This is a genomic window from Salinivibrio sp. IB282, from assembly GCF_001995685.1.
Classification (GTDB): domain Bacteria; phylum Pseudomonadota; class Gammaproteobacteria; order Enterobacterales; family Vibrionaceae; genus Salinivibrio; species Salinivibrio kushneri.
The window spans coordinates 18794-42547 of record NZ_MUET01000002.1 but is presented as its reverse complement, the minus strand read 5'-3'; the positions used below and the strand labels follow the sequence as shown (position 1 = coordinate 42547).

Annotated in this window: 25 protein-coding genes; 11 read left to right on the top strand and 14 right to left on the bottom strand. The window is 51.2% G+C overall.

The features are described from left to right. The first annotated feature begins 2 nt into the window (after nt 1-2). Together BZG14_RS00785 and BZG14_RS00780 are read left to right on the top strand one after the other, a co-directional pair. Complete coding sequence (locus BZG14_RS00785; protein WP_069361116.1) at nt 3-1082, top strand: AI-2E family transporter; 1080 nt, start codon at nt 3-5, stop codon at nt 1080-1082. Nucleotides 1083-1188: 106 nt separating this feature from the next. Next, a complete protein-coding gene (locus BZG14_RS00780; protein WP_077485452.1) occupies nt 1189-2625 on the top strand; it encodes an FAD-dependent oxidoreductase in 1437 nt (478 codons plus the stop codon). A gap of 78 nt (nt 2626-2703) precedes the next feature. Here BZG14_RS00780 and bcp read toward each other — a convergent pair whose 3' ends face one another. Then, the gene (gene bcp, locus BZG14_RS00775) at nt 2704-3174 is read right to left on the bottom strand and encodes a thioredoxin-dependent thiol peroxidase (RefSeq protein ID WP_046073724.1); all 471 of its coding nucleotides are present in this window, start codon (nt 3172-3174) and stop codon (nt 2704-2706) included. A gap of 267 nt (nt 3175-3441) precedes the next feature. On the opposite strand from bcp, the gene dapA reads away from it, so the two are divergent. The 3 genes from dapA to purC are packed head-to-tail and all read left to right on the top strand — an operon-like array spanning nt 3442 to nt 6136. Then, nucleotides 3442-4320: a 4-hydroxy-tetrahydrodipicolinate synthase gene (gene dapA, locus BZG14_RS00770; protein ID WP_069361114.1), complete on the top strand. Its 879-nt coding sequence runs from the start codon at nt 3442-3444 to the stop codon at nt 4318-4320. A 15-nt stretch (nt 4321-4335) separates the two neighbouring features. Then, nucleotides 4336-5364 (top strand): outer membrane protein assembly factor BamC, encoded by a 1029-nt coding sequence (gene bamC, locus BZG14_RS00765; protein ID WP_077485446.1) that lies wholly within the window; start codon nt 4336-4338, stop codon nt 5362-5364. A gap of 58 nt (nt 5365-5422) precedes the next feature. Then, complete coding sequence (gene purC, locus BZG14_RS00760; protein WP_077485443.1) at nt 5423-6136, top strand: phosphoribosylaminoimidazolesuccinocarboxamide synthase; 714 nt, start codon at nt 5423-5425, stop codon at nt 6134-6136. A 69-nt stretch (nt 6137-6205) separates the two neighbouring features. On the opposite strand, the gene BZG14_RS00755 is transcribed toward purC, so the two are convergent. Genes BZG14_RS00755 through BZG14_RS00740 form a run of 4 tightly spaced genes read right to left on the bottom strand, consistent with a single transcriptional unit; the run spans nt 6206 to nt 8599 of the window. After that, nucleotides 6206-6400: a DUF2897 family protein gene (locus BZG14_RS00755; RefSeq protein ID WP_077485440.1), complete on the bottom strand. Its 195-nt coding sequence runs from the start codon at nt 6398-6400 to the stop codon at nt 6206-6208. Next, nucleotides 6388-7083 carry a M15 family metallopeptidase gene (locus BZG14_RS00750; protein ID WP_077485437.1) on the bottom strand — a complete coding sequence of 232 codons (696 nt, stop codon included), beginning with the start codon at nt 7081-7083 and terminating at the stop codon, nt 6388-6390. Before BZG14_RS00750 ends, BZG14_RS00755 begins: the two co-directional genes overlap by 13 nt. Continuing rightward, nucleotides 7083-8216, bottom strand: a complete 1134-nt coding sequence (dapE, locus tag BZG14_RS00745; RefSeq protein ID WP_069361109.1) for a succinyl-diaminopimelate desuccinylase — start codon at nt 8214-8216, stop codon at nt 7083-7085. Before dapE ends, BZG14_RS00750 begins: the two co-directional genes overlap by 1 nt. 38 nt (nt 8217-8254) lie before the next feature. Next, the gene (locus BZG14_RS00740; RefSeq protein ID WP_077485435.1) at nt 8255-8599 is read right to left on the bottom strand and encodes an ArsC family reductase; all 345 of its coding nucleotides are present in this window, start codon (nt 8597-8599) and stop codon (nt 8255-8257) included. A gap of 224 nt (nt 8600-8823) precedes the next feature. On the opposite strand from BZG14_RS00740, the gene BZG14_RS00735 reads away from it, so the two are divergent. After that, complete coding sequence (locus tag BZG14_RS00735) at nt 8824-9102, top strand: winged helix-turn-helix domain-containing protein (RefSeq protein WP_025740011.1); 279 nt, start codon at nt 8824-8826, stop codon at nt 9100-9102. On the opposite strand, the gene BZG14_RS00730 is transcribed toward BZG14_RS00735, so the two are convergent. Next, a complete protein-coding gene (locus tag BZG14_RS00730; protein WP_158011716.1) occupies nt 9099-9479 on the bottom strand; it encodes a DUF1499 domain-containing protein in 381 nt (126 codons plus the stop codon). The genes BZG14_RS00735 and BZG14_RS00730 overlap by 4 nt on opposite strands. Before the next feature lie 65 nt (nt 9480-9544). Continuing rightward, nucleotides 9545-9889 (bottom strand): DUF2956 domain-containing protein, encoded by a 345-nt coding sequence (locus tag BZG14_RS00725; protein WP_077485430.1) that lies wholly within the window; start codon nt 9887-9889, stop codon nt 9545-9547. Between the two features lie 121 nt (nt 9890-10010). Here BZG14_RS00725 and BZG14_RS00720 point away from each other — a divergent pair, with 121 nt between their 5' ends. After that, entirely contained in the window at nt 10011-10460 is a 450-nt protein-coding gene (locus BZG14_RS00720) for a DUF2919 family protein (protein ID WP_158011715.1), read from the top strand. A 68-nt stretch (nt 10461-10528) separates the two neighbouring features. Here the strand turns inward: BZG14_RS00720 and crr are convergent, their stop codons facing one another. The 5 genes from crr to cysZ all read right to left on the bottom strand — a co-directional run bounded on the left by crr (nt 10529) and on the right by cysZ (nt 15329). Then, the gene (gene crr / locus BZG14_RS00715) at nt 10529-11038 is read right to left on the bottom strand and encodes a PTS glucose transporter subunit IIA (RefSeq protein ID WP_069361104.1); all 510 of its coding nucleotides are present in this window, start codon (nt 11036-11038) and stop codon (nt 10529-10531) included. 39 nt (nt 11039-11077) lie between these two features. Continuing rightward, a complete protein-coding gene (ptsI, locus tag BZG14_RS00710; RefSeq protein ID WP_077607695.1) occupies nt 11078-12805 on the bottom strand; it encodes a phosphoenolpyruvate-protein phosphotransferase PtsI in 1728 nt (575 codons plus the stop codon). 50 nt (nt 12806-12855) lie between these two features. Continuing rightward, the gene (gene ptsH / locus BZG14_RS00705; protein ID WP_069361102.1) at nt 12856-13113 is read right to left on the bottom strand and encodes a phosphocarrier protein Hpr; all 258 of its coding nucleotides are present in this window, start codon (nt 13111-13113) and stop codon (nt 12856-12858) included. A 317-nt stretch (nt 13114-13430) separates the two neighbouring features. Further along, on the bottom strand, nt 13431-14399 hold the full coding sequence (gene cysK, locus BZG14_RS00700; protein ID WP_077607694.1) for a cysteine synthase A: 969 nt from the start codon (nt 14397-14399) through the stop codon (nt 13431-13433). Between the two features lie 171 nt (nt 14400-14570). Beyond that, on the bottom strand, nt 14571-15329 hold the full coding sequence (cysZ, locus tag BZG14_RS00695; RefSeq protein ID WP_077485422.1) for a sulfate transporter CysZ: 759 nt from the start codon (nt 15327-15329) through the stop codon (nt 14571-14573). Nucleotides 15330-15636: 307 nt separating this feature from the next. Between cysZ and zipA the strand changes: the two genes are divergently transcribed. The 3 genes from zipA to gltX all read left to right on the top strand — a co-directional run bounded on the left by zipA (nt 15637) and on the right by gltX (nt 20311). Further along, nucleotides 15637-16599: a cell division protein ZipA gene (gene zipA / locus BZG14_RS00690; protein ID WP_077485419.1), complete on the top strand. Its 963-nt coding sequence runs from the start codon at nt 15637-15639 to the stop codon at nt 16597-16599. A gap of 111 nt (nt 16600-16710) precedes the next feature. Further along, nucleotides 16711-18720 (top strand): NAD-dependent DNA ligase LigA, encoded by a 2010-nt coding sequence (gene ligA / locus BZG14_RS00685; RefSeq protein WP_077607693.1) that lies wholly within the window; start codon nt 16711-16713, stop codon nt 18718-18720. A 166-nt stretch (nt 18721-18886) separates the two neighbouring features. Continuing rightward, nucleotides 18887-20311 (top strand): glutamate--tRNA ligase, encoded by a 1425-nt coding sequence (gene gltX, locus BZG14_RS00680; protein ID WP_077485413.1) that lies wholly within the window; start codon nt 18887-18889, stop codon nt 20309-20311. A gap of 72 nt (nt 20312-20383) precedes the next feature. Here gltX and BZG14_RS00675 read toward each other — a convergent pair whose 3' ends face one another. Further along, nucleotides 20384-21634: a uracil-xanthine permease family protein gene (locus BZG14_RS00675; protein WP_077485411.1), complete on the bottom strand. Its 1251-nt coding sequence runs from the start codon at nt 21632-21634 to the stop codon at nt 20384-20386. A 259-nt stretch (nt 21635-21893) separates the two neighbouring features. Here BZG14_RS00675 and BZG14_RS00670 point away from each other — a divergent pair, with 259 nt between their 5' ends. Continuing rightward, on the top strand, nt 21894-23063 hold the full coding sequence (locus BZG14_RS00670; RefSeq protein ID WP_077607692.1) for a DUF2066 domain-containing protein: 1170 nt from the start codon (nt 21894-21896) through the stop codon (nt 23061-23063). Between the two features lie 96 nt (nt 23064-23159). On the opposite strand, the gene BZG14_RS00665 is transcribed toward BZG14_RS00670, so the two are convergent. Then, nucleotides 23160-23738 (bottom strand): YSC84-related protein, encoded by a 579-nt coding sequence (locus BZG14_RS00665; protein WP_077485406.1) that lies wholly within the window; start codon nt 23736-23738, stop codon nt 23160-23162. Nucleotides 23739-23754 lie beyond the last annotated feature (16 nt).

Genomic DNA, 23754 nt, shown 5'->3' with positions numbered 1-23754 from the left:
TTATGTTTGATATGTTACATCGCTGGTATCGGCGACGTTTTTCTGACCCACATGCGGTAAGCCTGGTGGCGATCCTCCTTTTTGGTTTTATTACCATCTACTTTTTTGGCAATTTGCTCGCCCCATTGCTGGTGGCGATCGTGATGGCCTATCTACTCGATTGGCCGGTCAATCGTCTCTGTCGGTTGGGGTTGCCCCGCGTGTTGTCAGTGCTGGTGGTATTGACTGTGTTTGTCAGCTTAACCTTGATGGCATTATTTGGGTTGGTGCCGACCATATGGAACCAAGGGGTCAGTTTGGTCGCTGATGTGCCAAATATGTTTAACAATATGCAAGCACTGATGCTGAGTTTGCCAGAACGCTACCCAGAGCTGATTAATCCGCATATGGTCAACACCTTTGTCGACACCTTGCAAAATAAAGTGCTTAACCTTGGTGAAACACTGGTAAAAGGTTCATTGGCGTCTTTGGTCAACTTAGTCGCGGTAGCGGTATACCTGATTTTGGTGCCGCTGCTGGTGTTCTTTTTGCTCAAAGACAAAGCGCAAATGCTGGCGATGTTTAAAGGCTTGTTGCCGCGTAATCGTCGTCTTGCCTCTCGAGTCGGGCATGAGATGAATCAACAGATCTCCAACTATATCCGCGGCAAAGTGACTGAAATCATTATCGTCGGGGTGACCAGCTACTTGACCTTTAGCCTGTTAGATCTTCGCTACGCGGTGCTACTCAGTGTGGCGACGGGCTTTTCTGTGCTGGTGCCTTATATTGGCGCGGCGATTGTCACCCTCCCGATAGCGATTGTTGCTTTGTTCCAGTGGGGACTCGAGCCTGGCTTTTGGTATGTGATGATCGCCTATGGTGTTATCCAAGCGCTGGATGGCAATGTGCTCGTCCCCGTGCTTTTTTCAGAAGCGGTGAATTTACATCCCGTCGCCATCATAATAGCCGTACTGGTTTTCGGTGGACTCTGGGGCTTTTGGGGCGTATTTTTTGCTATTCCATTGGCGACCTTAGTGAAAGCGGTGTGGCAAGCGCTGCCGGTGATTGAGCTGGATGACGATCCCAAGGCAGAGATTGAGTGATCCATCTTGTTTTCACGCCCCTAATTAAAGGGGCTGAGCGGCAGGTAAACATCGACACGCCGTGATCAGTTTGGCCCATAGAAGTAGTAATGAGAACAGGGTTGGCATGGCAGAACACAGGCAAGAAAAAACGCAAGTAGAAAAGTTTCGCGTCGCGGTGATAGGTGGCGGTGTTGCAGGAACCACAGCAGCAATGCGCTTGGCTGAGCGCGGCGTGGATACCCAGGTGTTTGAAGCGGGCACCGGCTTGGTCAGTGGGCCGCCGATTTGTCATCTGCACGCGGGCGGCAATTTGTATCGTGAAATCTCGCTCGATCAATGCCTGATCTTACTTGAACAGTCGGTAGCCACGGTGCGCATGTATCCGCATTCGGTTAATCGTCGACCGACAGTCCTTGCTGTTCCTCAGCAAGACCCAGGCTCGCTCGACAGTGTGATTGCACGTTTAGAAACCCTGCGCGAGCGCTACGCGCAATTGGTTGAACTGGATAGCGATAATAAAGTCATGGGCGAGCCGAGCGATTATTTCCGTTTGTATCAGCAAGAGGAATTGGAAGCACTGCGCGCTCAAAACTATCAAAGCGTGACCGATGCCGCGGACCAGTGGATGTGGCCTGTCGCGCAATCGCTCGATTTAAGTGCAATGAAATACCCTCTGGTGCTGGTGCAAGAATACGGGCTTAGCGTCTTTCGCCTAGCAGCGGAAGCGCAATTGACCCTTGCTGACGCGCCGCATTGTCAGCTTAATTTCAATCACAAAGTGATGGATACTCAGCCCATCTCGTCAGGGTGGCGGGTAACCTATCAAGACCAGACTGGCCAGATACAAAGCACTGAGGTTGATTATCTGATCAATGCGGCTGGATTCCGTACGGGCACGATCGATGATATGGCCGGGTTTGGTCGCAAGCGTTTGGTGGAATACAAAGCCGCGTATATCGCGCACTGGACAAGCACCGAATATCAATGGCCAGAGATTATTGTCCATGGCCAGCGGGGCACGCCACAAGGGATGGCACAATTGACCCCTTACCCGGATGGTTTTTTCCAACTCCATGGCATGACCCAAGATGTTACCTTGTTTGAGCGTGGTTTAGTGAAAAGCTCTGCGGAGTCGGCGCAACCGACTGTCGATGCACGTTATGTGAAAAACATCGATAAAGGCTGGGACTGGCAAGAAGTGTGTGAACGCACTGATCGCGCGATTGACCACTTTGGCCAGTGGTTACCGGCATTTAAACAGGCGGAAGTCGGCGGCAAACCCTTGTGTGGTGCGCAGCAAATCCCCGGGGATGATCCTTCCTTACGTGCCTCGGATGTGTCGTTTGATGGTGAGCGTTATGCACGCTTTGAAATTGTTAAAGCGTCGTCGGCGCTGACGGCCATCAATAAAGTACTGGCGCAATTTGAAGATGCGGGTTGGATCTCGCCTACCTCTTATCAGCCACTGTCGCGCCCCAACACCGCGAAAATAATCGATACCGCTTGCGAGCTTGCGATACGCCGCGGATATCCGGAGGCGTTGGCAAAGCCTGTCGGTTAATCATACAAAAAAGCGCACGGTGGCCGTGCGCTTCTAGTCTGTAGGCTGCTCTGCCCCCGACGCTAACGTGGACTGACGTTACGCTTGGTTTAAGTAATCAAGTACCACTTGGTGGTGGTCCTTGGTTTTAAACTTATTGAACACATGTTCTATCTTACCGTCTTTGCCGACCAAAAAGCTTAGACGATGAATCCCATCGTATTCTTTGCCCATGAATTTTTTCGGTCCCCAGACACCGAACGCATCGGCGACGGCATGATCTTCATCGCTCAACAGCGTGAAGTTAAGTGCATCACGTTCAACAAAGCGGGCCAGTTTTTTCACCGGATCGGGGCTTATGCCAAGCACCACGGTGTCAAGTGCATCCAACTCAGCTTTGGTATCGCGTAATGAGCAGGCCTGCGTTGTACAGCCCGGTGTCATCGCCTTTGGGTAGAAATAAACCAGAACACGTTTGTCGCCTTTGAATTGGCTAAGCGTGACGGTGTCGCCATTTTGGTCTTGCAGTGAAAAATCGGGCGCTTGGGCGCCTTCGGTGATTGTTTGCATGCGCTGCGTTTCCTTTTTGTCGGTCAACCGAATCCACGATGATAGAGGGTGCTCGAGATTACGCAAGTTTTTGATAATAGGATCACTGACTTGACAGGATTTGACTGCCCATTGAAGCAGGCTCCCTCCTTCTTCGATTATAACGTTAAGACACATTGTCTATCGATGAAAAAATGTCGATTAAGACATGCCTAGACGCAGGGTTATTCTTGTGTTTGCCCAGCGCCAAAAGTAACATTGCAAGCATCACTAATAAGGGAGACGAACATGGTTTCTGGAAGCATTGTGGCGCTCGTCACACCAATGGATGCACACGGCGAAGTTGATTACGTTAGCCTGGAAAAACTGGTCGAGTTTCATATCCAATCGGGCACTGATGCGATTGTCGCAGTGGGCACGACGGGTGAGTCGTCGACAGTAACCGTGGATGAGCACATTAAAATTGTGCTAAAAACCTTGGAATTTGCTAATGGACGTATTCCGGTTATCGCGGGAACCGGTGCTAATGCCACCCACGAAGCCATCACTTTCAGTAAAATGTTTGCTGGCTCGGGCGTGGCGGCCTGTCTAAGCGTGACCCCTTATTACAACAAACCGACTCAGGAAGGCTTGTTCCAGCATTACAAAGCCATTGCTGAAGCCACTGACCTGCCGCAAATTTTATATAATGTCCCCGGGCGTACGGCGGTCGATATTCAACCGGAGACAGTGGCGCGATTGGCTGAGTTTGACAATATTATTGGTCTTAAAGATGCCACGGCTGATGTAAGCCGAGTCGCGATCCATCGGGAACTTTGTGGCGATGATTTCCTCTTATTCAGTGGCGATGATTTAACGGGCCTAGATTTTGTCTTGGCTGGGGGGCATGGCGTTATCTCTGTGACCAATAATGTGGCAGCGGCGCAAATGGCGAAAATGATCAAACTGGCGCGCGCGGGTGACGCAGAGCAAGCACATGCCATCAACGAAACCTTGATCCCCCTACATCGCCACCTGTTTGACGAAGCCAATCCGATCCCAGTGAAGTGGGCAGTCCGCGAAATGGGCTTGATTGCGGATGGACACCTTCGTCTGCCATTAACTGAATTAAGCGAGCACTTGCGTCCAGATGTGCGAGAAGCACTGCGTGTAGCAGGTGCGGTGTAAGCCGTTGGAGTGTCAATGAAACCAGTATTTAAGCTCGGCCTTTGTGCCATCATGGCCACCAGTGTGGTGGCCTGCAGTGGTGGCGTCGAGCAGCGTCGTCAAGCCAAAGATGACTTTGGCTACTTGCAAACAACCCCGTTGTCGCCATGGCAAACCTTGCCGGATCAAGCGCCGTATTTTTCCACCAATTATCAGATCCCGACACAAGACTTTAATGGTGAAGTGGGTCAGAACGTTGATATTCGTCCGCCGCGCCAAGTGCTGGACTTAATCCCGGGCGCACGGATACAACGTGATAGCCGCGGTGTCACCCTTGCGGTTGCCAATGAAAAGCAACTCGATAAAGTGTGGCAAACGGTGGAGCGTTTGGTCAGCGAGCAGACCATTCCAGTGGCCTCACAAACCGCAGACCAAGTAGAAACCGGTTGGATTGCTTGGGAAAAAGAAGACAGCGCCCATCAAGCACGCTTCCGTCTATCGCGTCTTGAGCAAGGTCGCCGTTTTGCGCTAGGGGTGAATATGATTGACTCGCGCGCGAAAGCCAGCGATGAGCCACTCACGCCTGCGTTGCGTGAGCGCTACAACACCTTGATGACCAACCTTATCACGGTCAGTCACGATGCGGCCTTGCGTGCCGAAGCGCGCCGTCTGGCCGAGCAACGTCAAGCAGATATTCCGATTAGCTTTGGTACCGATCGCAGTGGCCTGCCAGTGATTATTGCTCGTGCGCCCTATGATGTAGTGTGGGAAAAGCTGCCAGCCATCATTAAGCCTTTAGGGTTCACGGTAGAAGGTCGTAACCAGTCGCAGGGCACGGTAAAAACCCGTCACGTTGCGCCAAGTGATGAGCGTTGGCAATCTCTTGGCGTTGATCCGATTTCGTTCCCAGACAACAGCTATACCTTGTTGCTAGGCGATCTCGGCAACCGCACATCACTTAACGTCACCAACAGCGATGGCAAACCCGTTGATGAGGCGACGTTAGAAGCGCTGAGTCCAGCGCTAAAAGCGGTCATTGCCCAAGTGAGTCAAGTATCAGAGTAATTTTATAGGGACGCGGTGAGCGTCCCTTACTTTTAGCGCCTAATGGAGAGTATAGGTAATGGAAAAACGTGCTGAGTTGTATCGCGGTAAGGCAAAATCTGTCTATGCCACAGAGGATGAGCACCGCTTTGTTCTGCACTTTCGCAATGACACGTCTGCGTTTGATGGCGAACATGTCGAGCAGCTTGAGCGAAAAGGTGAAGTGAATAACAAATTTAATCACTTCATCATGCAAAAGCTTGAGCAGGCGGGCATCCCCACCCAAATGGACCAATTATTGTCCGATACCGAGTGCGTGGTGAAAAAGCTAGATATGATCCCAGTAGAGTGTGTGGTGCGCAACATCGCGGCCGGATCGCTTTGCCGTCGCCTCGGCGTCGAAGAAGGTACGGCATTGACGCCACCGACCTTTGAACTGTTTTTAAAAAACGACGCACTGCACGATCCTATGGTCAATGAATCCCTGTGTGAGTCTTTGGGCTACGCGACACAAGCACAGCTGGCGACGATGAAATCACTGACCTATAAGGTGAATGATGTTCTCAAAGCCTTGTTTGCCGACGGTGACTTATTGCTGGTCGATTACAAACTTGAGTTTGGTGTTGATCATCAAGGCAATATTGTTCTGGGTGACGAGTTTAGCCCCGACGGTTGTCGATTGTGGGATGCCAATACCCGAGAAAAACTGGATAAAGACCGCTTCCGCCAAGGCCTAGGTGGTGTTGTGGATGCTTACATCGAGGTGGCAAAGCGTATCGGCCTTACCCTGTAATTTTTGGACTCAAAAAGCAAACGTTTGCTTTTTGAGTGAGAAAAATAGCGCCATTAACGTGGCGCTATTTTAGTCTTTGTGTTCATCAGACAGCGATGGCTTGCTATCCGCATCGTGTTCCTTGGATGACGCGGTTTTGTCTGGCTTGTCTTTATACTTAAGGCCAAATTTTGCGTTGGCGGTATATTTGAGCGCCATGATATTGCTGACCACCACGGCAACCACGATGGCAATAATGACATAAGGGTTGGTTAGCCATTCCATTGTTCCACCTCGCACAAGTTAGTGACGTAGGTTGAATATATCCAATCCAACTGCTCAAGAATAGTCTCTTTACCACAAATAGGCGCATTGCTGATCGCGCTGGCAAGCATGTCTTGGCTCAATGCTGACAAGAGGGCGGCGCTGGTGGCGATATGGCTGATATGCCAAGGCTCTCTCGCAACCCCACCTTTATCTTCGGCATAAGGCAGGAAGAACCCCCAATTGGGGGCATGCACTTTGAGCCATTGTGAGAAGGCCGCTTGAGGGCCATCATCATATTCTGGTGGAGTTAGCGCCAACCTTTGATCCGGCCCCAGTGCGCGCTTGTCATACACGTCTATGTCTGTGCCCCAATGGTGGCGGCTTGCCCCTGGCAAGGCTGACCAGCGCAGTATCGCTTTGACCCGCGCTGCCTCTGACAATGTTGACACATCTAACGGTCGACTCTCAGTATCTAACACTGGCTTTTCGCCATTAAATTTACCGTTCCAAATGGCTAACTGGTGCGCAAACGAGCGATAGCCGCTGGCAATCATGAGCGCGAACCCCGCTTGCGATGCCGCCTGTTGTAAGGCGGCAAAGTCGGCGAGTACCGCTTGGTGCAAGCAGGGCGCATTAGGTCGGCTGTTAATCGGTGTTAGCGCGGAGGCGTCTTGCCCTGTGAGCTGTGCGGGTGTCGGCATCAAGGGAGTGCTTTCTCCAAGACCTTTTGATACATGTCAGTCAGCTTTTCTAAATCTGGGATGCTCACACACTCATTGACCTTGTGGATAGTGGCATTCACCGGACCCAGCTCAATCACTTGCGCCCCCATTTGCGCAATAAAACGTCCGTCGGAGGTGCCGCCAGTGGTCAGCAATTCTGGTGTTTGATGGTTCACCTCTTCCACCGCAGCCACCACTGCATCCAGTAACGTGCCTTTATCGGTTAGGAAAGGGTCACCACTGTGCGTCCACTCAAGGGTATAGTCGAGCCCATGGGCGTCTAAAATCGAGTAAACCCGCTTTTTGATGGTTTCACTGTCCAACTCTGTACTAAAGCGGAAGTTAAACTGTGCATGGCACTCCCCCGGAATGACATTGGCCGCGCCCGTGCCGGCCTTGATGTTGGGGATTTGAAAGCTTGTGGGCGGGAAAAACGCATTGCCTTTATCCCACAGTGTTTGCGCAAGCTCGGTGAGTGCTGGCATCGCCTGATGCACCGGGTTAGTCGCAAGGTGAGGGTAGGCAACATGCCCTTGTGTGCCTTTGACGTAGAGATCCCCTGTGATGGATCCGCGACGGCCGTTTTTCACTACATCACCGACATGGTGGGTGCTGGACGGCTCACCGACAATACACATGTCAATCTTTTCGCCGCGCGCCATTAGAGTATCGACCACACGGGTAGTGCCATTGATAAACGGGCCTTCTTCATCAGAGGTGATTAAAAACGCCAGTGAGCCAGAGTGGTCTGGGTGCTCGGCAATAAAACGTTCAACGGCCACAACCATGGCGGCCAGTGAGCCTTTCATGTCGGCGGCGCCACGTCCGTGGAGATGATCATCAATCACCGTCGCTTCAAACGGCGGTGTGTGCCATTGTTCGTGCGGCCCTGAGGGAACCACATCGGTGTGGCCGGCAAAAGCAAAAAGAGGGCCTTCCGTTCCCCGTCTGGCCCACAGATTAGTGGTATCTTCAAACACCATGGTCTCAATGGTGAAGCCCAAGGCTTCTAATCGCGCAATCATTTGATCTTGGCAGCCGGCATCTTCCGGCGTGACCGATTCTCGGTTTATCAGATCTTTCGCTAAAGCCAGCGTGGCAGAGTCAGTCATCAGGGTTTCCTTACAACAAAAATGAATCGGCTATCACATTACGCGAAAATATCAGCGTATTGATTCTCTTTGAAGCCGAGATAATAGCTACCGTTGTGTACGAGCAATGGGCGCTTAATGATCGCTGGATTATCAAGCATGATCGCGATTGCGCGGGTTTGATCTAAATTGGCTTTTTGCTCATCACTCAATTGGCGGTAGGTGGTGCCACGTTTGTTGACTAGCGCTTCCCAGCCGAGTGCTGAGACAAACGTCTGCAGCATTTGTGCGTCTAGGCCATCTTTTCGATAGTCGTGATATTGATAGTCGATACCTTGGTTATCCAACCACTTTAGGGCTTTTTTTAGGGTGTCGCAGTTTTTGATCCCAAATACAGTTGTCATGGTCTTATCGTGCTTGTTGGCAAAGGTTTAAGAGTGACACTGCTGGTTAATGAACGCAACACCTAGCGCGGCAGGCATGTGCGTCATTTGATGGCCCAAGAATATGTGAAATGCGTAGGTAAATGCGCCTGCAGCACGTCGATTTGATGGCGTTTTGATCAAACGCAAAGCCTCTTAGTAGGCACCATGAATAATGGGATCATTCGTAATTGTTGGAGGTTCATATGGAACTCAACCCGGTATTTGCTCGGCGCTTGTATCTCGCCGCACTGGTAGAAGAGATGGAGCGCCCAAACGTGCCGCGTTTGATTGAGGCAACAGGCTGGCCACGCCGCACGATCCAGGATGTGCTCAAATCGTTGTCAGGGCTAGGCATTGATATGACATTTATCCAAGATGGCAAGCGCCATAACGATGGTTATTACCAGCTAAAAGACTGGGGCCCGTTTCGTCGCGATTGGGTCGAGGATAAAAAGCGAGATATTCGCTCTTATATCAACTAATACGTACCAGAGGGTGTGACTAATTTCGCCTCAATGAGTGTACGGCGAATAGCATCTGCACGCCGACGGTTTGCGCCAAAGTCGTAATAGCCGACACGAGAGGCAGAGCGAAGCGCAATCTGGTCTCCGTTGAGTGAGACTTCAACATCATCGACAAAGCGCAGCACCCGGGTGGTGAAGCGTAAGTGTGCGTAGTTGTCTTGGGCTGAAACGAGTTCTGCATGGGGCATTGAGGCAATTTTCTCGACAATGTTAGCCAAGGCAACGTCGGTGTTAGCCAGCCGCAAAGGCGCTAACTGAAACGTCGCGCGCGTGTCTTCTGTTGAAACACAATTAGGGCTGTCACCACAGGCAGTGACAGGCGGTTGTTTTGCCATGGGGCCTCCTTTTGAGCAGCCGAACAGCGTAAAAACGACAATGAGGCCGAGCAGATTTTTTCCCATTATGCCCCCACGAGTGCGTAACCAATAAATCCTATCCAGCTTACGACGAGTAAAAGCCAAGGTAAATGGCGGTAGCCTTTATCCTGTGCGGGTGGCTGAGAGGAAGGCGCAGGCTCGCGAGGTTGCTCGACCGCCGGTGTCGCCTTTTGCTGTTTCTTTCGTGCTTTATCCTGTGCTCGCGCCTTTACCTTTTGTTCTTTTTTGTACTGCGCAATCCCTTTCTCAATCCCCTGAGCGATCAGTTTTGTCTGAGCCTTGGTTTGTCCGGGCTTTTGCGTGGCTTTGGCAACGCGCATGGCGTCTTGTTGCGTCTCGGGCGAAATCGTTGCTTTTGCTTTGGCCATGAAGGCTCCATATAACGCTAAATAAATGGCTCGCCCCTAGGATAACAAATTTTGCTTTTGCGCTTGCAGTTTTTATCGCATGTCGCCATGGTAAATGCGTGACTTCTCAATCAAAAATCTTATGGACACGTTTGATCATTTCGACGACAAAGGGTACATCAAAGCGCCCCAGATCGCCGTGTTGTGCCTACTACTGTTAAGTCGCGCATGGTGGCTACTGGCGATGGCTGGAGTGAGCCGAGAGCAGGGCAGCGAGCTGCTCGCGCTGGTTTATCCTGACACGTCTGCGTTTTATCTCAGCTTAGTGATTGGTTTAGTGTCGCTTGCGCTATTACTGTTGGTGGGAAACTGCGACAAGGCGCCTGAATGGTTAACACAGCATTGGCACTTGGGTTATTGGTGGGTATGGCTGTTGTGGACGTGGGAAGCCTATCAAGTGGCGCATACGCTCACGATGACGGGGGGACGGTTTGATTGGTTGCTTGCCTTGCATGGGCTTTGGTTAGTGTGGGCGAGTCTTTATTGGCTGAGAAGCCGGCGGGTGAAGCGCTTTTTTTACCAGTTCACATAAACAGGACAAGCATCGGGCATAAAAAAACGCAGCACGAGGCTGCGTTTTTCTTCACTAAGAAATCTGAATTACTTAGTGACGCGCAATACAGAGGTTTCGCCCACAGTGACGGCACCAGAGAGCTTAGTTAGCTCTTTGATTTCGTCCATGTTAGAGATAACCACTGGTGTCAGTGTTGATTTGGCTTTCTCTTCGAGCATGCCTAAATCAAATTCGATCACGGTATCACCGGCTTTCACCGTTTGACCTTCTTCCGCAATGCGTTTGAAACCTTCGCCTTTTAGCTCGACGGTGTCGATACCAAAGTGTACGAACAGCTCAACGCCGTCATCTGACTCAATTGAAAAAGCGTGGTTGGTTTCGAAAATCTTACCGATAGTGCCGTTAACTGGCGCAACCATCTTGTCGCCTGATGGTTTAATCGCAACACCATCACCGACGATTTTCTCAGCAAACACAACGTCAGGTACGTCTTCGATGTTGACGATCTCACCCGACAATGGGGCGATAATTTCAATGGCACTTGCGTCGTTGCCGTCTTCAGACACCAACTTCTTCAGTTTGTCGAACAGACCCATAGTGTTGCTCCTAAGCAGTGATTCTTTGCTGATTGTATATTAGCAAGCGGTTTTTTCCGCAATAAATTTTTCGACATAGGCCTCGATTTCTGCCGCAGTTGGCAAAGTGAGTGCTTTGTCGGCCATCGCTTTCACATCAGCAAAGTTGGCATTACGGATAATCTTCTTGATGCGAGGGATAGAGATGGCACTCATACTAAACTCATCCAAACCCATTCCCATCAATAGTAACGTTGCTTTCTCGTCACCTGCAAGCTCTCCGCACATCCCGGTCCATTTACCTTCCGCATGTGAGGCATCAATCACTTGCTTGATAACCGTCAATACAGCAGGAGACAGAGGGTTATACAGGTGCGAAATCAGCTCATTACCACGATCGACCGCCAAGGTATACTGAGTCAAATCGTTGGTGCCAATGCTGAAGAATTCCACTTCTTTCGCGAGGTGGTGAGCGATCGCAGCCGCGGCTGGCGTCTCAACCATTACACCGATTTCCAGATCGGCGTCGAAGTCGTGACCTTCTTGGCGCAGTTCTGCTTTGTAGGTCTCGATCGCTTCTTTCAGCTCTCGGATTTCTTCGACAGAAATGATCATCGGGAACATCACACGGATTTTACCGTGCGCCGAAGCACGAAGAATAGCACGAAGCTGATCGCGAAGAATTTCGCGACGATCGAGGCTAATACGAACTGCACGCCAACCCAAGAATGGGTTCATTTCTTCCGGCAAGTTCATATAAGGCAGATCTTTGTCACCGCCGATATCCATGGTGCGGATGATCACAGGATGGCCATCAATCGCTTTCGCTACCGCTTTGTAAGCTTGGTATTGCTCTTCTTCAGTCGGAAGCGCGTCGCGGTCCATAAACAGGAACTCGGTGCGATAAAGCCCCACACCTTCACCGCCGTTACGGTTTACGCCGTCACAGTCTTTGACCGTGCCTACGTTACCGCACACTTCGACTTGGTGACCGTCAAGCGTAATGGCTGGCAGATCTTTAAGCTTCGCCAGTTCCGCTTTCTCGGCGATGTGTTGGTCACGAATCACTTTGAATTTGCTGAGTTCTTCGTCTGAAGGGTTGACAACGATTTGGTTGTTAATCGCATCAAGCACCAGCATGTCGCCATTTTGTATTTTGTTGGTCGCATCATTGGTGCCTACAATCGCTGGCAACTCAAGCGAGCGTGCCATGATTGAGGAGTGTGAAGTGCGACCACCAATGTCGGTGATGAAACCAAGCACATAATTCAGGTCAACCTGTGCTGTTTCTGAAGGCGTCAGGTCGTTTGCAACCAGGATCACTTCTTCGTTGATAGCGCTCAACGACACCATATTGATGCCAAGTGCGTTTTTGACGAAGCGTGAACCGATGTCACGGATATCCGCGGCACGCTCTTTCAGATAATCGTCGTCGAGTGACTCAAGCGTGACCGCTTGTTCTTCGATAACGCTATAGATAGCGTTATCGGCGGTCGCTAGGTTTGACTTGATGAAGCTGACGATCTCTTCTTCGAGTTCTTCATCTTCAAGTAGCATGATATGACCCTCGAAGATAGCTTCTTTCTCTTCGCCGAAGGTCTCCCTTGCTTTGTCCTTGATCGCTTCGAGTTGCGTCTTAGACTGTTCGCGAGCATCCAATACGCGCTGAATTTCTTGATCGATTTGAGACGCAGCAATCTTATCTTTACTGATAACAACGTCTTCTTCTTGCAGCAGCAGTGCTTTACCAAAAGCAATACCAGGTGATGCCAGGATGCCTGAAATCATAGCTTTACCTTACGTTTATCCAACTTAAAACCGATAGAAAAAGAGCCGGATTACTCCAGCTCGTCCATCAGTTTTACTAGGTGATCAACGGCTTGTTGTGCTTGCGCACCTTCAGCAGAAATAGTCACCATAGTGCCTTTGGTCAAGCCAAGGGTTTGAAGTTTAAATAGGCTTTTTGCGCTCGCGCTCTTACCGTTAGATTCAACAGTGATGTCAGCGTCGTAGCTTTTCGCTTCTTTAACGAACTGCGCCGCTGGACGAGTGTGTAGGCCGTTTTCTGCAGTAATCTCAACTTGCTTCTGATACATGATTCACCCCGTTTCTGTATTTTTTTAAATCTATGTATTAAATATAAGGTTAGCTTAACCGCTAACGGGCGACTTCGCTATCCGTTGACGCTAACCTAACCAAGAAATCGACCTGATAGCTTAATCCATGTCAATTTCGTGTCATCTTTTTGCCATTTTTGACCTTCCACTCATTAGGCGCGAGGGCTTTTATTTTGATGCGGAAAATAAAAAGGCAGATGTGTTTTACTAAAGCTTAATATAAAAATCAAACAAAAAAGGCCCAATTTGGGCCTTTGCGAATAGGGGGTTGTAAAGGCTTGTTGGCTAACCTGCTGTTACTGCTCAGTTTCCAGCTCGGTGAACATGCCAGCAAACAGTGGCGAGCTGAGATAACGCTCTGCTGCACTTGGCAAAATTGTGACGATCTTCTTATTTGCAAAATCGGGAAGCTCGGCAATTTTGTTAGCCGCAACCACTGCGGCACCTGAAGAAATCCCGCCCAAGATGCCTTCTTCTTCCATCAGGCGGCGAGCCATGGCAATGGCTTCGTCTGAGCTGACAGACACCACTTGGTCAACAAGCGTGACATCCAAGTTTTTCGGCACAAAGCCCGCGCCAATACCTTGGATTTTGTGAGGGGCAGGTTGCACGTCTTGTCCCGCGATGGTTTGCGCAATCACTGGCGACTCGGCAGGCTCGACGGCGACTGTGGTAATGGCTTTGCCTTGGGTGTTTTTAATGTAGCGGCTGACACCAGTTAGGGTGCCACCAGTGCCAACACCGGATACAAACACATCGATTTCGCCGTCAGTGTCTTCCCAGATTTCAGGCCCAGTGGTCTTTTCATGGATTTCAGGGTTGGCGGGGTTGTCGAACTGTTGCAGCATCAGATATTTACCTGGCTCTGCTGCCATGATTTCTTCCGCTTTGGCAATCGCGCCTTTCATGCCTTTTGGCGCTTCGGTCAGCACCAGCTTCGCGCCCATGGCTTTGAGCAGTTTACGGCGCTCAAGGCTCATTGACTCCGGCATGGTTAGGGTCAGCTTATAACCACGTGCTGCCGCGACATAGGCAAGCGCGATACCCGTGTTACCACTGGTCGGCTCAATCAATTCGATACCGGGTTTGAGGGTGCCTTTTTTCTCTGCATCCCAGATCATATTGGCACCGATACGGCACTTGACGCTAAAGCTTGGGTTGCGTGCTTCAACTTTGGCCAGCACGTTTGTCTTCGCCACGCGGTTTAGGCGAACTAGCGGTGTGTTTCCGATGGTTTGTGTATTGTCTTCGTAAATCTTGCCCATTGTATCGTTCCTTCATGACACCGATTTTAATCACCCTCCAAGCATATCTCTGCTGCTTGGTTTTGAAAGGATCGGTTGGTTATATCTTATTGTGACATTAACCAATAACTGATTGGTTAAACGAAAAAAGCCCACATTGTGGATGTGAGCTTTCGCGTAGACGATCACAGATTAATTGCGCCCCAATGAGGATTTGTGTTTATCCACCCACATAGCGGTTGCGCCGCATACTGCCGCAGGCATCACCAGTAGGTTGAGAAAAGGAGTCATGGTAAACAGCATGACTATTGCGCCAAAGCTAAGCGATGCGCCCCGTTGTTGGTTTAACGTCTGGCGCATGGCGGGAAACGACACCTTGTGATTATCGAACGGATAATCACAGTATTGAATCGCCATCATCCACGCGCTAAACAAAAACCAGATCACTGGCCCCACGGTTTGTCCAACCGCGGGGATCCATAGCAGCAGTAAAAAGCCTAATGCTCTGGGGATGTAGTAGGCGAGTTTTTGCCACTCTCGTTTCATCACCCGCGGGATATCTTTAATGATACCAGCCAAGCCATCATCCGGTGCCCGTGTGCCTGACAGCTTTGCCTCCACATGCTCGGCCAGGAAGCCATTAAAGGGCGCGGCGATCCAGTTTGCCAGTGTGCTGAAAACGTAGGAGAACACGACCAAGATAGCAATCACCACTAAAGGCCAAATCAAAAAAGAGAGCCAGGACAACCACTCAGGTAGACTGGCCATCCAATGGTCGATCCAGTCACCCACCTGCGAAAGCAAATAGATGAACGCGCCGCCCAGCAGCAACACATTGATCAAAATAGGAATGATCACAAACCGGCGTAAGCCGGGTGCCATCATCAGAGAAAAGCCTTGGAACAGATAACCAGCACCACTTTGGGGGCGAGGGCGAGCATAATTCGCCATGATATCTCCTTGAGAACAATGTCGGTCACAACAAGCCGCATATGCGGTCGATACAAAAATAACGGTGTGCGCTATATTACGGGGGGAATCATTGCGATGACAACGACCCAATAATGGGAAAGTTTAACGATTTGTGTGTCTTGATTCGTTAAATTCTCCCCAACTTTTGATACAGTTAACTAAGTTGACCATTAACGCATTGCGTCAGCCAACAGGCCCCGCTTATGATCGCACTAACCTTTGCAACCTGGTTGGCGTTGTGACATAAGCGAATCAAAACGCTGAACATAGATAGATTTGAGAATCGATGATGCAGGAATTGCGCCTTGTACTGATTGTGTTGGGGGCACTAGCAATCGCAGCTTTGCTTTTGCATGGCCTCTGGACAAACAAGAAAGAAAAGACGACCAAGTTTGGTGAAAAGCCGTTGGGAAAGCTGGATGACGACAGTGACGATCAAAAGTTTGACCAAGATGGTATTGGCGCCGTCAGAGTCGTCAGTCGCGCTAAAAGCGAAAGCGACAAACCTGTGCGCCAAGAGCCAGCGATGAACTTTGGGGAGAAACCTGACGTCGACCCCTTGTTCGCTGGGCAACCTGGCCCCCAGTCTGAACCTGAACAACCCCTGTATCCTTCAATGTCCGCCACTGACGATGAGCCTTCGTTTTCAGCCGCCACCCCGCAAGCGGCAAATCACGATAATGAAGAACCAGAGATGCCGCAGGCACACGCGACCATGTCTGATGATGAGCCATTAGCGCCAGCGCAAAGCGCGCGTCAAGGTGATACAGAGACGGTTGAGCAGGGCGAGTCGCAACACAGTGATGAATCGCCACAGGCGGATGAAGCCGCGGATGAGACAGAAGTGCTGGTTTTGCATGTGCACGCGAACAATAGTGACGTATTCACTGGCCTTGAACTGATCCCGATCCTTGAGCAATACGGCCTCCGTTTTGGTGATATGGGTATTTATCATCGCCACTCTGATCTATCGGGGAGTGGAAAAGTCTTATTCAGTGTGGCCAATATGGTCAAACCCGGTACCTTCGATGTAAGCCATAGCGAAAGCTTTGAAACGCCGGGTATTAGCTTTTTCATGACCCTGCCGTGTTACGGTGAGCCAGAGCAAAACTTTAAGCTTATGCTGCAAACGGCCCAGCAAATTGCGGACGAGCTGGGCGGATTAGTGCTGGATGATTCACGCACCATGATGACCCCGTCACGATTGGATGAATATCGCGAGCGCGTCAAAGCCTTTATGGCCAAATAGCCTGCGCTAACGCGACCACGGTTTAAGCATACAGCGGGACATGGCTCCCGCTGTCTGTGATTTATCGATATACTTGCCCGCAACCGACTCCGCTCAGACGACGAATCAAACATGGCTTACAGCAAACAACAACTCGATGATTTAAAGCACCAGCTTAACTATCACGCCTACCGGTACTACGTCGAAGACAGCCCAGAGCTGCCCGATGCCGAGTACGACCGCCTGATGCAAGACTTATTGGCCATTGAGGCGGCACACCCTGAATGGGTAACCAGCGACTCACCGAGTCAGCGAGTCGGTGGCGCACCGCTTAGCGCGTTTGAAACGGTCACCCACGAGTTGGCGATGTTATCTTTGGGGAATGCCTTCAGTGATGACGATCTGGCTGACTTTGAACGCCGTGTTAAAGATAGACTTGGTGATGGCGAGCCGGTCACCTACACCTGTGAGCCCAAGCTCGATGGCTTAGCGGTGAGCCTGATTTACGAAAATGGTGAGCTGGTTCAAGCTGCGACGCGGGGAGATGGCACCACCGGCGAGAACATCACCCACAACGTCAAAACCATTCGCAACGTCCCCCTTACCTTACAGAAAGGGGATTGGCCAACGCGGCTCGAAGTGCGTGGTGAGGTCTTCATGCCGAAAGCGGGCTTCGAGGCACTTAACGAGGCCGCGCTTAAAAAAGGCGATAAAACCTTTGCCAACCCGCGCAATGCGGCGGCAGGCAGCCTGCGTCAACTTGACCCCAAAATCGCCGCTAACCGACCATTGAGTTTCTATGCCTATGCGGTGGGCGTGATGTCGACCCCCTTCGGCCAAGGGCAAAGTGAGCGCTTACAGAAGCTCAAGCAGTGGGGCCTAGCGCTCAGCCCAGAAGTGAAACGGGTGGAAGGGCTAGACGGCGTGAAAGCCTACTACCAAGACATTATGGCGCGCCGTGATGCACTGCCCTACGAAATAGACGGTGTCGTCATCAAAGTTGACAGCATTGCCAGCCAAGAACGGTTAGGGTTTGTCGCGCGCGCGCCGCGTTGGGCGATAGCTTACAAATTCCCGGCGCAAGAAGAAATCACCACTGTCAACGATGTGGAGTTCCAAGTGGGCCGCACTGGGGCCATTACGCCAGTTGCCAAGCTTGAGCCTGTGTTCGTGGGCGGCGTCACGGTCAGTAATGCCACCTTGCACAACGGTGATGAAATCGAACGGTTAGGCGTTCATATTGGTGACACCGTGGTGATCCGCCGTGCCGGTGACGTCATCCCTCAGGTTGTTGGCGTGGTGGAAAGTCGGCGTCCTGAGCAGGCACAACCAATAGTGTTTCCCGWTGCGTGTCCGGTCTGTGACTCAGCGGTGACCCGTATCGATGGGGAAGCGGTCGCACGCTGCACCGGCGGATTAATTTGTCTGGCACAGCGCAAAGAAGCGATTAAACACTTTGCGTCTCGTAAAGCCATGGATATTGATGGCTTGGGCGATAAAATCGTCGAGCAGTTAATCGAAAAAGAACTGATTGAGACGCCAGCCGATCTCTTTACCTTGACGCCCGGTCGGGTGACGAAGCTCGACAGAATGGGGCCAAAATCAGCGCAAAACTTGGTTGATGCACTGGAAAAAGCCAAAGCCACCACCTTGCCACGCTTTATTTATTCGTTGGGCATTCGTGAAGTGGGCGAGGCGACCGCGCAAAATCTCGCTTTGCACTTTCATACCCTCGACGCGTTGCGCGCGGCCGATGAAGAGGCTCTCATTAACGTGCCGGACGTGGGGGCGATTGTCGCAGGCCACATCGTTCGCTTCTTTGCCGAGCCGCACAACCAGAATGTGCTAGAAGCCCTACTGGCAACTGGGATCCACTGGCCCGAAATCAGCGCGCCGTCAGAGCCAGATGCGCAACCGTTGGCGGGTAAAACCATTGTCCTGACGGGCACCTTATCKCAAATGTCTCGCAGTGATGCCAAAGCGGCGTTACAGGCGTTGGGCGCGAAAGTGACGGGCAGTGTCTCGGCAAAAACCGACATGTTAGTGGCGGGGGAGGCCGCAGGCTCCAAACTCACCAAAGCGCAAGATCTGGGCGTCACTGTACTCGATGAAGATCAAATGATTGCCATGCTTAATCAGTAACTTTATCCATCACGCTGTGTGCGAGCGACTCGAGCGAATCATCGCGCACAGGTGCAATAGTTTACATGGCCATGTTCCGTGTCTGAGCATGGCCGGATTGTGGAATTTACCTGTACTGGTAAACTAACCGTTACATATTATTCTCAGCACTGGGATAGGGATCCTAATGACGATTAAAACCCGCTTTGCCCCCAGCCCAACCGGCTTTTTGCATGTTGGTGGCGCGCGTACCGCACTTTACTCTTGGCTGGCAGCACGCAGCCAAGGTGGTCAATTTGTGTTGCGTATTGAAGATACAGATATCGAACGTTCAACCCAAGAAGCCATTGATGCCATTCTAGAAGGCATGAAGTGGCTGGGCCTTGATTGGGATGAAGGGCCGTACTACCAAACGAAACGCTTTGATCGCTATAACGAGCTTGTTGATCAGCTGTTGGCAGAAGACAAAGCCTACAAGTGTTATGCCCCCAAAGAGCTGCTAGAAGAAATTCGTGAAGAGCAAAAAGCGAATGGCTTGAAAGCACGCTACGATGCCAATCATCCTAAAGTGATGGCGGCCAACAGCCAAGCCAACGCTGACGACCCACACGTGATCCGCTTCCGCAACCCCAAAGAGGGCAAGGTGGTGTTTGACGATAAGATCCGCGGTCGGATTGAAATTGCGAACAGCGAGCTTGATGACTTGATCATCCGCCGTACCGACGGCAGCCCAACCTACAACTTCTGTGTGGTGGTTGATGATTGGGATATGGGGATCACCCAAGTGGTGCGTGGCGAAGACCACATTAACAACACCCCGCGTCAGATTAATATTTATGAAGCGCTGGGCGCGCCTGTCCCTGAGTTTGCCCATTGCTCGATGATCCTCGGCGATGATGGTGCCAAGCTGTCTAAACGTCATGGTGCAGTGAGCGTCATGCAATACCGCGATCAAGGTTTCTTGCCACAAGCACTGCGTAATTATTTAGTGCGTCTGGGCTGGTCTCACGGCGACCAAGAAATCTTCTCGATGGAGGAGATGATTGATTTCTTCTCCCTAGAAGCGATCAGTAAGTCAGCCTCTGCCTTTAATACGGAAAAATTGCGTTGGCTGAACAACCATTACATCAAAAATGGTGATCCGGCTGAGGTCGCGTCACACTTGCAGTGGCACCTGGATCAACAGGGTATTGATGCGTCCACAGGACCGGCTCTGACTGACGTGATCCAGCTGGTGGGTGAGCGTTGTGACACCTTGGTGGAACTGGCCGAGCAAAGCCGTTACTTCTATCAAGACTTTGATGAGATTGAGGCAACCGCCGCCAAGAAGCACCTGCGTCCAGTCGCGCTTGAGCCATTGCAAGTAGCCAAAGGCAAGATTGAAGCATTGGATGAGTGGACAGTAGATGCCCTAAAAGCTGTGATCGCGGATACCTGTGCCGATCTCGATGTTGGTATGGGTAAAGTCGGTATGCCATTGCGTGTTGCAGTCACTGGCGGTGGTCAATCACCCTCAGTGGATGCGGTGATGCACCTGATTGGTAAAGACCGCGTATTGGCGCGTATCGAACAAGCCATCAAAGTGGTTGAAGCTCGAGCCGCACAAAGTTAAAAAAGTCGCCAAACCGCGGCACAATCAAAAAAGGGCGCTGCGGCGCCCTTTTTAAGTGTGTCATCGCCTGTCTTAATGCGACTCTTCTTCCATCTGCGCGCTATCAACGATGTGGTTCTCGCCCATTTGACGAGGCAGCACCCAGTTAAGCACGATGGCGACCAAGCCACACAAGCTGATGCCTTGTAAGCTGAAATCGCCAATGCCAAAGGCCATCCCGCCAATCCCAAAGACCAAGGTGACCCCGACAATCGCGAGGTTGCGCGAGTCGTGAAGGTCAACTTGATTGCGAATCAAAGTATTCAGACCCACGGTAGCGATAGAGCCAAACAGTAGGATCATAATGCCGCCCATCACCGGCAAAGGAATGGTCAGTAGTAGGGCTCCCAGTTTACCCACGAACGCCAGCACAATGGCGGTGATCGCCGCGTAGGTCATTATTTTAGGATTAAATGCTTTGGTGAGCATCACCGCGCCGGTGACTTCACTGTAGGTGGTATTGGGCGGAGCACCAAACATGGAGGCGGCGATCGTCGCCGCGCCGTCACCTGCCATGGTGCGGTGCAAACCGGGCTTTTTCAGGTAGTCTTTACGGGTGACATTGGAAATTGCCAGCATATCGCCCACATGCTCCACCGCGGGGGCGATGGCTACGGGAATCATAAATAAAATGGCGTTGATGTTAAATTCTGGCAAGGTAAAGGCAGGCATCATCAACCAGCTGGCATTGGCTACTTGGGTAAAGTCGACAATGCCCATCACTAGGCTGGCCACATAGCCAACCGCAATACCGGCCATAATGGGGACCAATTTGAAAAAGCCCTTGGCAAAGACACTGACCGCAATGGTGGTGAGTAATGAAAGCAGGGAAATCCAGATAGCGATATCACCGGCGATGAGTTGCTCACTGCCGTCGCCACTTTTACCCAGCGCCATATTGACGGCGGTAGGGGCCAAACCAAGCCCAATCACCATAATCACAGGGCCTACCACCACGGGAGGAAGCAATTTGTGAATAATGTCTACGCCTTTGAGGCGAATAATTCCCCCCATGATGAGGTAGATAACCCCGGCGGCCATTAGTCCACCCATGGTGGCGGGAATACCGAAATTGTTAACGCCGTACAGAATGGGAGCAATAAAGGCAAAAGAAGAGGCGAGAAAAATAGGAACAGAGCGGCGGGTAATAACTTGAAAGATTAGGGTACCGATTCCGGCACCAAAAAGTGCGACGTTTGGGTCAAGCCCGGTTAAAAGCGGGACTAACACCAAGGCTCCAAATGCGACGAACAGCATTTGTGCCCCTTGTAAAACTTGCATCATGATCTCACCTCCAAAAAAATCGCGCAATGTTAGCACAAAGCGTTTCTGTGATTCCTGTCATGTTTTTAAATGTGAGACCGATAGCAAATAAATGATGTAACGGATTTCATTGATCGAACGGAATCGTGAAATAGACCGTTTTACAGTGGCACCTATCACTATATCGCGTTTGCTCTATCTTTTTTACAAATGAGGATTGCTGAACCTAGAGCTGTCAGCTTATGATCGCTGGACTCCCATTTATCCATGTGGAAAGACTATGAATCGATTTGTGTTGGCCTTCATTGCCTGTTTATGGTTGCCTAGCGCGCTGGCAAACGACCTTTATCACGCCAGCATTCCGCTTGATAATGGCGCGCAAACCTCCCAACAAGCGGCAAAAAAACAAGGGTTAAGTGCCGTTCTGACTAAGGTGTCCGGTCAGCGGAACTTGTCTGACAACCCAGCGGTTAAACAAGCGCTGCAAGAGGTAGATAGCCTAATCACCCAGCTTGGTTATGGTGAACATGAGCAAGGGGCGGATGGCGCGACGCAGCGCACGTTAGAAGTTGGGTTTGATAGCCAGCAGGTGCGCGAAATATTGCGTCAAGCGGGGCTCCCTTTGTGGGGAAGTCCGCGCCCGTCGGTGCTGGTGTGGCTGGTGGATGATCGCGGCCTTGAACGGCAAATTATTTGGGAGCAAAGTGAGCGACCAGTGATAGATGAGCTGCGCCAAGCGGCGGCATTACGTGGGTTGCCTGTACTTATTCCTGTGGGCGATTTTGATGACCTGATGGCGATTTCGAGCAGTGATTTGTGGGGCGGGTTTATTCAGCCCGTTGAACAGGCCAGTGAGCGTTACCAACCAGACGGTATCGTTATTGCCAAACTGACCGACCAGGGGGTTCGCTGGCAGCTTTTTCCTGAAGCAAACCAAATGCAAACCAATCAAACGCGCGGCCAGGCAAGCGATGCCAGCGCAATGATTCATTCATTGGCCGACTATTACGCGCAGCAAACCGGCGTCATCCTGGATCAAGACGAAGACAGTGCGTCTGTGGTTATTGCGATTGGCGGCATTGAGAGCGGAGATGATTACGTCGCACTCGAGAAAACACTGGTAAACTTGAATGCGGTACAAGGTGTACATTTACGCAAGCTTAATGATGACACCCTAGTATTCGATGCGCAGTTGGCCGCGTCACAGCAAGCTCTGATTAAAGAGCTAACCGCCAACCGAGAAGTGCGGTTAATGACTATGCAGGAGCAAGAGGCTTATACGGCAAGCACATCGCCAACCGCCAGCGAGGCGGCAAATACCGAGCCGGCTGTTGAGCTGGAACAAGGTGATCAGGCGCTCGAACAGGGGGAGAGCGATAGCACACAAACGCTTGCTCCCGAGCCACAACCGTCGGCGGAAAAGCGTCTGTGGTTTGTTTGGCAGCCGTAACGATGTACTGGCAACGCCAAGCTAAAAAGGCTAGCCAACACGGCTAGCCTTTTTGATGCGCAGATAAGGCGTTTTACGCTCTGTACGCGTCAGTGACTACCAGTTGGTAGGAGTAAATTGTTGACCGGCGAGGGCGGCTTCTACCATCAGTCCTCCCTTTGCATGGGTAAAGACAGTCAGGCCATTGACGTAATAGGCTTTCGACTGACGGTTACTGGTGGAGGCTGAGGTGCCAGAGGTACCGGTTTGCGCCGATGCCCCCTCGGTCAATGCGGTGGCAGACGCTTGCGCGCCGAGTTCCACTTGCCCTTGCATAAAGCGGTCATACGCTGGTTTGTCTTTAAAGAAAACAATTTCACTGAATGCTTGGCCACCAAAGGTCAGCCCGACCGATACCTGTTTGAGCGCCGCGGCACTGACCGGCGCATCTTGACGATAAACGACGCCCTTACCATAGGCACCACCTACCCAAAAACCCCCTTTGCCGACAGAAGGAAAGACGGCATAGCCGTAGGCGTTATCAAAAAAAGGTTGGGTTTGTGGGTACTGCTTAAATTGTTCGCGTGCGAGGTTGGCTTGACGCACCTGGTCTTGCTGCGAGCTGGTCGCGCAACCGGTCAATGCCGTCAGTGCGACAATGACCAATGCAAACCAGCGATGAGAACGACGTAACATGGTTATCTCCTTATGG